The sequence below is a fragment of the Holospora undulata HU1 genome (assembly GCF_000388175.3).
Classification (GTDB): Bacteria; Pseudomonadota; Alphaproteobacteria; order Holosporales; family Holosporaceae; genus Holospora; species Holospora undulata_A.
Genome location: NZ_ARPM03000129.1, coordinates 1 through 10,541 on the forward strand (window position 1 = coordinate 1; position 10,541 = coordinate 10,541).

At 37.0% G+C, this 10,541-nt stretch carries 11 protein-coding genes and 1 tRNA gene; 7 read left to right on the forward strand and 5 right to left on the reverse strand.

The features are described from left to right. The first annotated feature begins 68 nt into the window (after nucleotides 1–68). A complete protein-coding gene (locus K737_RS11095; RefSeq protein ID WP_006304713.1) occupies nucleotides 69–356 on the forward strand; it encodes a hypothetical protein in 288 nt (95 codons plus the stop codon). 135 nt (nucleotides 357–491) lie between these two features. Here K737_RS11095 and K737_RS11100 read toward each other — a convergent pair whose 3' ends face one another. Further along, nucleotides 492–647, reverse strand: coding sequence for a hypothetical protein (locus tag K737_RS11100; protein ID WP_235075673.1), 156 nt, complete (start codon nucleotides 645–647; stop codon nucleotides 492–494). A gap of 289 nt (nucleotides 648–936) precedes the next feature. On the opposite strand from K737_RS11100, the gene K737_RS03225 reads away from it, so the two are divergent. Continuing rightward, nucleotides 937–1,293: a hypothetical protein gene (locus tag K737_RS03225; protein WP_006304714.1), complete on the forward strand. Its 357-nt coding sequence runs from the start codon at nucleotides 937–939 to the stop codon at nucleotides 1,291–1,293. Nucleotides 1,294–1,391: 98 nt separating this feature from the next. Here the strand turns inward: K737_RS03225 and K737_RS03230 are convergent, their stop codons facing one another. Together K737_RS03230 and tgt are read right to left on the reverse strand one after the other, a co-directional pair. After that, nucleotides 1,392–2,351, reverse strand: coding sequence for an RluA family pseudouridine synthase (locus tag K737_RS03230; RefSeq protein WP_006304716.1), 960 nt, complete (start codon nucleotides 2,349–2,351; stop codon nucleotides 1,392–1,394). A 155-nt stretch (nucleotides 2,352–2,506) separates the two neighbouring features. Continuing rightward, the gene (tgt, locus tag K737_RS03235; protein ID WP_373279900.1) at nucleotides 2,507–3,703 is read right to left on the reverse strand and encodes a tRNA guanosine(34) transglycosylase Tgt; all 1,197 of its coding nucleotides are present in this window, start codon (nucleotides 3,701–3,703) and stop codon (nucleotides 2,507–2,509) included. A gap of 216 nt (nucleotides 3,704–3,919) precedes the next feature. Here tgt and K737_RS03240 point away from each other — a divergent pair. Together K737_RS03240 and ftsH are read left to right on the forward strand one after the other, a co-directional pair. After that, a tRNA-Trp gene (locus K737_RS03240) sits at nucleotides 3,920–3,992 on the forward strand. A gap of 210 nt (nucleotides 3,993–4,202) precedes the next feature. Next, on the forward strand, nucleotides 4,203–6,209 hold the full coding sequence (ftsH, locus tag K737_RS03250) for an ATP-dependent zinc metalloprotease FtsH (RefSeq protein WP_006304722.1): 2,007 nt from the start codon (nucleotides 4,203–4,205) through the stop codon (nucleotides 6,207–6,209). Nucleotides 6,210–6,343: 134 nt separating this feature from the next. Here the strand turns inward: ftsH and K737_RS10030 are convergent, their stop codons facing one another. Both K737_RS10030 and K737_RS11585 read right to left on the reverse strand, forming a co-directional pair. Further along, nucleotides 6,344–6,769 carry an IS1 transposase gene (locus K737_RS10030; protein WP_006304724.1) on the reverse strand — a complete coding sequence of 142 codons (426 nt, stop codon included), beginning with the start codon at nucleotides 6,767–6,769 and terminating at the stop codon, nucleotides 6,344–6,346. Continuing rightward, entirely contained in the window at nucleotides 6,735–6,884 is a 150-nt protein-coding gene (locus K737_RS11585; RefSeq protein ID WP_023491447.1) for a hypothetical protein, read from the reverse strand. The genes K737_RS10030 and K737_RS11585 overlap by 35 nt, the downstream gene beginning before the upstream one ends. Nucleotides 6,885–7,482: 598 nt before the next feature. Between K737_RS11585 and K737_RS03260 the strand changes: the two genes are divergently transcribed. From K737_RS03260 to K737_RS03270, 3 genes are all read left to right on the forward strand, one after another. Then, the gene (locus K737_RS03260) at nucleotides 7,483–9,216 is read left to right on the forward strand and encodes a protein-disulfide reductase DsbD family protein (RefSeq protein WP_006304725.1); all 1,734 of its coding nucleotides are present in this window, start codon (nucleotides 7,483–7,485) and stop codon (nucleotides 9,214–9,216) included. Next, a complete protein-coding gene (locus K737_RS03265; protein ID WP_006304727.1) occupies nucleotides 9,209–9,457 on the forward strand; it encodes an exodeoxyribonuclease VII small subunit in 249 nt (82 codons plus the stop codon). Before K737_RS03260 ends, K737_RS03265 begins: the two co-directional genes overlap by 8 nt. 146 nt (nucleotides 9,458–9,603) lie before the next feature. Continuing rightward, a complete protein-coding gene (locus K737_RS03270; RefSeq protein WP_152531069.1) occupies nucleotides 9,604–9,909 on the forward strand; it encodes a hypothetical protein in 306 nt (101 codons plus the stop codon). Nucleotides 9,910–10,541: the final 632 nt, after the last annotated feature.

A 10,541-nucleotide genomic window follows, 5' to 3' on the forward strand; every position in this document is an offset into this window, starting at 1 on the left:
ATAGCATCATTCACAAAGTGTTAAAACAAGTGTTACCCCCACAGGAGCCTCAGAAAAAATAGGTATAGATGGAGGGAAAAAAGATACGTAAACGGCATCATAGTGGTGTTGATAGGCAAGGCAATCTGCTCCATATCACTGTTCATAAGGCCAATGACACAGGTGCTGGGTGCAGAGTTTTTAAGGAAATGTTGCAAAAATATCCTAAATTAAATGGGGTGTGTGCAGATGCGGGATATAGAAACCCCATGGAGGCATTTGTAAGAAATATATTGAATAAAACTATAGTAATCTCAGAGCATATATCTCAAGAATGGGCCATACTTCCAAAGCGTTGGATCGTCGAAAGAACATAGGATAGCTAAATCCTTTTCGAAGGGCGTCTAAAGATTATGAAATTGCCATAGCGACTGCTAAAAACATAAGTATGATAGCCTATTCCATGATCCTATTAAGAAGGATAGCTAAATCATGAATACAGGTTCTGATATCTAGCTTGCAAAGGGGGGGACATCTTGGGTGCAGCAGATTTTATTACCAAATCTTCCAAAAGAAAGCAGTAGTGTTATGACTAACGCTAATTTCCATAAAGGGAAAGATATGCACAAGATACTAGAAGATGCCATAGTTTGCTTTATTTGCCTCATCATTCCCCTGACCTCAATCTCTATTGAGAAAAAATGTGTCCAAGCCACACATATAAGAAGAACATTATCGTAATCTTTTTATACTGATTTAGCTATGTATTGCAGGTCTTGTTAACTTTAAAAACGGGTTTGTACTCACTTAAAACTAAATTTGAAAAAGACTAACTCTAAATAAAAAGCTTCTCCGCTCAAAAACTACGTACGTAGCAAGTATAATAAACAAATCATTATTTTTTTAATATTAAAATGATAAAATATAAAAATAAAAATAAACAAAAAAGTACAAGAAATGAAAAACTTTTATTTTTTACTACTCATAGGAAACATAATAATGAATGCCGGAGCATTTGCAAGAGGAGGAGGCCACGGTGCCTTTAGAGGCTATGCAGGCGCCAGAAGACATTTTACGCACCCCCATAACACTGTTGGAGTAAATAAAAGTCCAAACATATCTAATAATGTTCAAAAAAGTGCATCCTTTAGCGGAGGCGGCGGATATGCAGGAGGGTACGGTGGAGGAGTATACGCTGGGGGGTACGGTTGGCCGTTGGCAGCAGCAGCAACTACAGTTGCCACTGCCGCACTTCTTGCTCCTAAAAATTCTTCAGCGCCTGTAGTGTACGAAAATATAGATGTATACCCATAACACGCTTGTTTTTCTATGTTGAAAGCCAAAAAAATGATAATTTTTGCAAAGGGAAAGGTATACAAAAAAAAGAAGTTTTTTGGCCTTAGACGATTTATCTAAAATAACGGTCTTATGGTGCTTTCATCAAAATAAAGTTGTAAAAAAATCATCATATCTTCTGGGATTTTGCTAGTAATAGATACATTTTCGTTCGTTGTCGGATGAGTAAACGATAATTGATAGGCGTGAAGTCCTTGACGCGATAAATCTTTATGGGGGCGCCCATAGATGTGATCTCCCACAATTCCATTGCCTAAATGGGCCAAGTGTACACGAATTTGATGAGTTCTTCCGGTTTCTGGAAAACACTCTACAAGGCTGTACTTTTGGCATTTGGAACGCGCTTTCGTTCTGTAACGCGTTATAGATACTTTTCCCTGAGTCAGACTAACAGACATACGCAGTGGATACCTGGGATGTCGTCCCATATGAACTTCAACGCGCCCTGCCAAAGGGGTGGGGCAAGCATAAACAATAGCCCAATAAGTCTTACGAATGCGCCTTTGAGCAAATTGCTCGCTTAAGTGACGGTGGGATAGGTCATTTTTGGCAACCAGTAATGCTCCGCTAGTAAACTGATCTAAACGATGCACGATACCTGGGCGCTGATGCCCTGCTAATTCAGAAAGCTGATTTTTACAATGCGCAAGAAGCCCGTGTACTAAACTATCTTCTTGATGTCCTATGGATGGATGCACTACTTGTCCTGCAGGTTTATTGATGGCAACGATATCTTCATCTTCATATAAAATATCCAAGAGCATAGAGATAGGTTTTAATTCACAAGGTTTGGGAGGAAAAATTTCAACACGAAACACTGTTCCAAAAGAAACTTTCATAGATTGGTGTTTTTTAGACAAAGCTCCTTCAGAATTTTTCACCTGTCCTTGCTCTAACATGTTTTGAATACATGTTCTGCTGCACTTGGGAAGACGTTTTGCCAAAAATTGATCCAATCGTATTCCAGAAAATTCTGAATCTACGCAAAGGGTATAAATTTTATTGCTCTCAACCATTTGTTTCCTTATTCCTTAATATTCTAAATTTTCTGAACACGATGCTCTGATATCTCTTTATTTTTTAATTTTTCCAATTCCTAACTTAATGATTTTCCTAATTTAATAATATTTTATTTGACTTAATTATCTTGAAAACTTAGGAACCTGTAATTTTATCTTCCCAACCATTTTGAACGCACTTCGGGCATAATGTTCAAATCAATACCTCTGCGAATTTCTTCCATCATAGTGTTCATAAAAAAAATGTTATGAATTGTAAGCGCAGACCCAGCTGTAATCTCTTTTGATTTGATTAAATGATGAAGGTAAGCACGAGTATAACGCAAACACGTGGGGCATGAGCAAAGCTCGTCAATGGGACGATGATCGTTTTTGAAGCAAGATTTTAGTAAGTTGATAGAAGAACGAGAATGATAGTCTTCTTTTGCATCGCTCCAATAATTCGGTCTGATTAATGCGCCTCCATGGCGACCTAATCGCGTGGGGATCACGCAATCAAACGTATCGATTCCCTTTGCTATTCCGTCGAAAATATCTTCAATTTTTCCGATACCTAGTAAATGAATAGGGCGATCAGAGCACAACTTTTCCAGCGCCATATCTAAAACTTCCCGCATTTCAACAGAGGTTTTTCCCAAAGATCCTCCAATCCCATGACCAAAAAACGGCATAGAATTTAAAAAATCCACACTGACACGGCGCAATTCGGGGTAAATTCCCCCTTGAGAAATTCCATAAAGTCCTTGATGAGTTTTCTTATATACAGAATCTTCCTTCAAAAAAGCTGTTAAAGATCTTTGAGCCCAGCGGTGGCTTTGTTCCATGGAAGCACGTGTGTGTTCGTAAGAAATATGGTAAGGCGTGCATTCATCTAGTGTAAAAATACAATCTGCTCCCAATGCTTGCTGAACATGAATGGAAAGTTCTGGAGTAAGACACCACTTAGATCCGTCTCTATAACTTAAAAATTCTGCTCCCGCTTCAGAAATTTTAAGATAGCGTTTTGATCGTGGAGACCCCTTGATTTCTTGAGACACACATCCATACCCAAGACTAAAAATCTGATATCCCCCAGAATCTGTATATGTTGGACCATTCCACCCCATAAAAGATCCCACTCCTCCAGCATCGGCAACAACATCTGCTCCAGGATGTAACATTAAATGATAAGTGTTTGCTAGCAGAACAGGGGTGTTCAATTTTTCTATGATCCACGTGTCGACTCCTTTAATTGTTGCCTTGGTGGAACAGAAAAAGAAAGAGGGCGTTGAAATCTTACCATGTGCTGTCAAAATTGTTCCTAATCGACCATAGGAGGTGGTTTTTTTCACTTCAAATTTAGGGAATATCACAATGAAATGTAAATTAAAAAAAACATCTTTCTATATTCTAACACAAACCGATAAGACTATATAGCGTAAGAAATAATTTTTAAACATTCTAGATTGTAAATTTAGAATAGACGCATTCACCTTCTAATAGGATTTGAACATTTAAAGATTAATTACTTCTGATAAAATCATCTTGCAAAAACAAAAAAAATCTGCTAATGTCCTAAAAGGAAAAGGAGTGTAGCTCAATTGGTAGAGTTCCGGTCTCCAAAACCGGCGGTTAGGGGTTCGAGCCCCTTCACTCCTGGGTGCAATTCAAATCTTTGTGCTTAGTTTTGGCACACGCAAGTTTTTTCTTTCGTTTAGTTTTTCAAGAGCGGCAGAAAAGGCTTTTCGGTATGTGTCGTAGGTGTTTGTTTTCTTCATGGGATAGGTTAGGTTTTTAAAAACTTGCTTTACCTTCAATACTTTGGTAAAATCCTCTACTGAAAGGCTTTCTGGAAAGTGCATTTTTTAGATGGATTTTAAAAAAAATAAAAAAAGTATGGTATTGTGGATAATTTTGGGGTTACTGATTCTTTCGTTTTTCAATTTGTATCGACAAAAAATGACCAGTGCTCCCTTAGTTGTGGATTATTCAGAGTTTATTGATCGTGTTCACGAGGGGCGTATTCAAGAAGTTGCACTTCAAGGAGAAGTTTTAGAGGCTTTATACAAAACGGGTGAGCGGATTCAGGTTTTTCTTCCCAAAATTGTTCAGCTGCAAAACCTTCCTTTGGATTTATTCAAAGATAAGGGGGTGAGGTTTCGTTTTGTACCACTAGAAGTGTCTTTTTTTAATTTTTATACTCTTTTACAAATTGCTCTTCCTTTTTTGACTGTTGGATTAATCTGGTTTTTATATTATCGACAATCTCAAGGAGGCGCTGGGCGTTCTATGGGGTTTGGGCAATCCAAAGTTAATTTTATCGATCCTGATCAACATCATATAACTTTTGCTGATGTGGAGGGAGCGGAAAATGCAAAAGAGGATCTTCAGGAAGTTGTAGATTTTTTAAAAAATCCTGAAAAATTTGAAGTTCTGGGAGGAAAAATTCCTAAAGGCGTCTTATTGGTAGGTCCGCCAGGAACAGGGAAAACTCTATTGGCCAAAGCAGTGGCAGGGGAAGCAGGTGTTCCTTTCGTGTTTATGTCTGGATCAGATTTTGTAGAAATGTTCGTGGGGGTTGGTGCTAGCCGTGTTCGAGATCTTTTTCGTCAGGCAAAAGAACATAAGCCGTGTATTATTTTTATCGATGAAATTGATGCAGTAGGGCGCGCGCGAGGTGGGCACGCTGGGGGGGGACACGATGAAAGGGACCAAACTCTCAACCAACTTTTGGTAGAAATGGATGGGTTTAGTGAGCGGGAAGGAATTATAGTTCTTGCAGCCACTAACCGAGTAGATGTTTTGGACAAAGCATTGATCAGGGCTGGACGATTTGATCGACAGATTATGGTTCCATTACCAGACCTAAAGGGAAGAGAGGGGATTTTGCGTGTACATACACGAAAAGTGCGCTTGGCTCCAGAAGTGTCTTTGTTGCAAGTTGCTCGGGGAACTATTGGGTTTTCCGGAGCAGACTTAGCTAATTTAGTTAATGAAGCAGCGTTAAGAGCGGCAAAATTTAATAAAACTTCCGTAGACAAAGAGGATTTTGAGGCAGGACGAGACAAGATTCTTATGGGGCCAGAACGAAAAAATATGTTGATGACGGAATCGGATCGTCGTCTTACTGCTTTTCATGAGGCAGGGCATGCACTGGTTGCTGCGTATTCTTCTCATTCAGACCCTATTCACAAAGCAACCATTGTTCCAAGAGGAATGGCTTTAGGGCTAGTAATGCGTTTGCCAGAAACTGATAAAGTTTCTGTAACTAGAGCATCTTTACTGGCTGATCTTGACATTGCTTTGGCAGGTCGCATAGCAGAAGAAATGATGTTTGGAGAAGAAGGTATTACCACTGGCGCTTCTAGTGATTTTAAGTTTGCTACAAATTTAGCCAGAAAAATGGTGACGCATTGGGGGATGAGCAAGAAGATAGGGTATCTATTTTATGGAGAGCAAGATGAATATTGGAGCGGGCTAGCTTCTCATATCTCAGATAACGAGGTCAATCAGATAGATGAAGAAATTCGAAAATTATTAAAAGAAGCGCACAAAAGAACTTTAGATCTCTTAACCAAATATAAAAGTCAGCTTATTTTATTGGCAGAAACTTTGTTAATTTACGAAACCCTTTCAGGGGAAGAAATTGATGAGTTATTAAAAAATGGAGAAATCAAGCGTCCGATTCCTGAACTAGAAGAGGTTCAAAAATCAGACCCAACCGCTTTAACAGAAGTTTTACCTAAGGAAGATTCTTTGGGTGGGGAGGATTCTTCTAATGGAGAGATCCTTTCTTCTGTTTCTTTAACTATAGTGAATACATTGAAATATTGCTGGCGTGTAATTTTAAAGCACGGAGGAACTTTAGGAGTATAATAGAGGTAATAAACTTATCATTTTTATCATTTTTTTCACAATTTAGGAGGGGAGCTTTAATATTTTTGTATAAAGCTAGTTAGAAGAAAATAGTCGTAAGAAAAAGAGATAAAAATATAAAAAACTCGAGACTCTTAACCAAAGACAGCATGATTAATTTTCAAAGTTTTATTAACGTGAAGTAGAGCAAAAATAAGCAGTGTTACCTCTAGCATTTCAAGAGATCTTGTGTTTGCAAGGGGGGGGCGAAATCTTGCAAACCAATGGCGGTGTCGAGCATTATTTTGTTCAGTGGAAAACGTTTTATCTTTTTCCTGAAAGAGGCGGTTGCTTGGAATAATTTTATTAAAACCTTCCAAAGGATCTTTGCAATAAAATAAAATTTTCCTTTTCTTTAATCGTTCAAAAAGTCGTTTGAAAGTTTGAATTGAGAGATCACCAAATTCCCAATCGATGAGCTGTTTTCCAGCACATCCTAGACTTTGAAATCCAAGCTTTAAAAATCCAAATTTTTTGCTTCTTTTTTTAATAATGCAAAAATTGATCGATTTCCTTGACACTACCTTTGTCTTCTGGGAAGGGCTCAATTTTGGCGCATAGCCTTGATCCTAAGGTGCCCGCCCGCTTCAAAACAGCGGTGGCGCCGACAACAAAACGCTGAGCAATTCGGTTCATTGAAAGGCGCGTGAAATTTTTTCCACATTTTTTACATTTGTACCGCTGCCCCCCTCGAACAAAACCGCTTTTAAATCAATCCCAATATTCACAAAATTTACATACAATCTTTTTTAGAGACTTTTAAAAGAACTCTTCTATGACTGAAAACTGTTCAGCGCGAGTAAAGACTTCTGTTTCTTAGTGTGGCGGTCAATTTTATTTGTACTGAGGGATTTTGAAGCGTATCAATAACGTAATAGAGTTTTTTAATGGGCTAAGGGATGTACTTAAGAAACTTTTATTTAGTTTAAAAAAAGTTTGGGGTAGTTTGTTTTAGGAAAGATAAGAAAAAATAAATTTTTGAAATTTTCATACTTATAAAGTTTTAAAAGTAATAGGAATCTTTAATTTATTGTTTTTTATAAATTACTGGAAAAATCTTAATAATGATTATTTAATTCTAACGTAATTTTTTTTATAAAAAATAAATTTATCGTCGTTCAAAGAGTTATTAATTGTTTGCACCTGTAAAATAATTCGTATATAATTTTTCTAGTCATCCCTGTATCTTGTTCAGATTTTGTTGATATACAGAAAGCAGTTTCTTTCCTTAAGAATGGTTTTTTTGTTCTTGTTTTCTTGCTTTTTTTCTGCAAAGGTGTTTTGTATATCTCCAGAATCTGTCATAGAGCTTCAGTGGGGAGAAGTGGTCTATGAAACAGCAACTTACGTAAAAGTACCTTTGAAAATTCTCATCACTCCTCATTGGAAATTGATGGGACCAAAGAGTATTGGAGATACATTAAGTCATCCTCCAGAAATTTTTTGGAAAAATTCTGAAAATATATCAGATGTTCAGGTACTGTGGCCCGCGCCAATTCCTTGGTTTGAGGCAAAACAAAGAGGTCAAATTTATCGGCACCATGTATTTGCTATGCTTTATGTTCAGCTTAAAGACCGCAATGGTGGAAAGTTGAACATTGAATTTAGGGGGCAGTGCTGTGGAAACGTGTGTAAAATAGTGAAAGAGACTCTTTCCTTACCGTTAAATTCTTATCAAGCGTTTCAAGGAAGAAGCTGGAAAATGTTATTATTTGCGTTTTTGGGGGGGGCTATCTTAAACGTTATGCCTTGTGTTTTACCGGTTTTGGGATTAAAGCTTAAGGGATTATCTAAAGTGTCTCCTTTTTTGTTGAAGCGTACATTTTTAATGACAAGTCTTGGAATTTTTTTGGGATTTTGGTTGCTGGCATTGACTACAATCTTATTGAAATTCGTTTTTCAAAAAGAAGTTGGATGGGGAATACATCTACAAAACCCTTATTTTCTTATAGCTCTTTGTCTGGTAATGGTCATTTCTTCTTACAGTCTGTTGGGACTTTTTCAATTTAATATTCCAAGATGGACTTTGCACTTTGTTCCTAAAGATTATCGCACCTCTCTTGGAGCTTTGGGGTCGGGATTGTTGGCAGTTATTCTTGCAACTCCTTGTTCTGCTCCGTTTTTGGGGCCTGCTTTGGGATATTTTTTGTGCGGAACAGTGCAGGAAATTTTGTACGGATATACTTCTATTGCTTGTGGATTTGCGTTACCTTACATTATTGGATTTGTTTTTCCTATTTATCGTTTTCTTCCTAAACCCGGCGCTTGGATGGTAATACTAGAGCGTTTAATAGGAATTTCTTTCTTGGGAGCGGCAATTTGGTTAGTTTGGTGGCCTTTGCGTTCTTTTCTTTCAGTTTTTATGCAACAATTGGCTCTTGGTTTGCTAATTTTGATGGCATGTGTTCCATTGTTACACTATTTCTTAACATATAGGTTGCCATTATTATGGAAAAGTATTTTACTTTTTGCTTTTCCTAGTATGGCGGGAATAGGACTATTTTTGTTGCCGTTTTTTAGTCAACAGTCTAGTCAAAAAATTTCCATGCAGGACGGAAAAATTCATTGGATCCCCTGGAGTCCTGCACTGATGCGTCAATCTATACAAGCAGGACGCATCGTTTTCATTGATGTAACGGGGATGGGATGTTTGACTTGTATGCTGAATAAGCAGGTATTTTTGCACCCAAATATTCAAAATCTTCTTGCAAAACCGAACATGGTGTGCATGCGTGCGGATTACAGTACTGGAGCTGATGAGATTACTGCTTTACTTAAATCTTTTTCTCGCGCGGCTATTCCATTTAATGTTTTGATTTCTAAAGATTTTCCAGGAGGAATTGTTTTAAATGAGTTGTTAAGCGTAAAAGAGATTGAGGAAGTTTTAGAGTTATTTAAAAAATTTCAGCCTTCTAAGGATTTGAAAAACAATAAAATCTTGTATAAAAAGGGAGAAAAAAATGTCTGAGTGTGCACAAGAATCGCTTTCATCTTTATCTTTTGAAGCAGCAATGAAGCAGTTAGAAGAGATTGTTAAAAAATTTGAATCTGGAGGACTAACGTTAGAAGAATCAGTTATTGCTTACGAAAAGGGGGTGCGGTTGCGCCAGTATTGTGATGAGTTGCTTAAAAATGCAAAACTTCGCATGGAGCAAGTTAGTAGAAACGTAGAAGATGAAAAAATCGATGATAAGATGAAGCCCGCGTGAAAAAGCGGAATGGAGCTTTTTTAATTTTTTTCGTAGTTTTCAAAAAATAATAGGTTTGATAAAAAATTAAAGAATATGAGGTAGAATAACTTAAAACCTAACAACAGTGAAAAATGCAAAAACGAATTTTCTTATTTCTTTTTACCATGGTAGCTTTTAATTCCGTATTTTCTGCGCCTCCAGCTCCTCCTGCGCCTCCTGCACCTCCTGCTGGGGCTGCTCCTGCTGGAGGCCCCAATCCTTCCGGGCCTAGTCAACCTATAGACGAGGTCTATAGCTCATCCAGATCAGGGGGGGATATAGAGCAGCGTCTAGATGCTATGGAAGGAGCATTTATGGATATCTGCAAGAAATTTTCAGGTTCAGGTCAAAAAGATGAATCTTCGTCAGGTCCTGGTGGTGGATTAGAGGGACCTCTTCCTCCCGCTGGTGGAAATCCTCCTACCGCCTAAAGGAGAATAAATAAGATAATTTTAAAGCTGGTCGAAAAAATTCGATTAGCTTTTTTTTGATGGTCTAAAAAGATATTTTTTATATGGCGTTTATCGACGGTGTAAAGCGTTTGTAGTTTTTTGAATGCAAATAGATAGAAGAAAAGATTTATGTAGAAGTACTTTATAAGTTTTAGAAAAAAGCTAATAAAAATGAAAAAATAAAAAAACTGTACTAAAAATATTATAAAAAATTTAAAGTAGATAATTTTTAATATGGATTTAATTAATCCTATTCTATAAATTTTTGCTTAAAAGTTTTATCTATTAACGCATAAGAAAAGCTTACGTTTTCATAAGATTCTAAACAATTTCAAGTTGGCATTAATACTTTTGTAAGGCAGGGTAAAAATAGATCCCCAATTAACCAGACATCCCCATTTCACAGGATGTTAATTACTTTACATATAGCTAAAAGATTATAAAAAGAATATGACAATGGATCTGGATAGAGTTGTAATTACGTAATAAATTATATAATTAAAGTTATGACATATTCATTAGATTTTCGAAAAAAGTATTAAAAACAAAGTGAGGGTTATCATTTGAAAAATTAGCCGCTAGATTTTTCATATCTAAATCAGCAGTAGTGA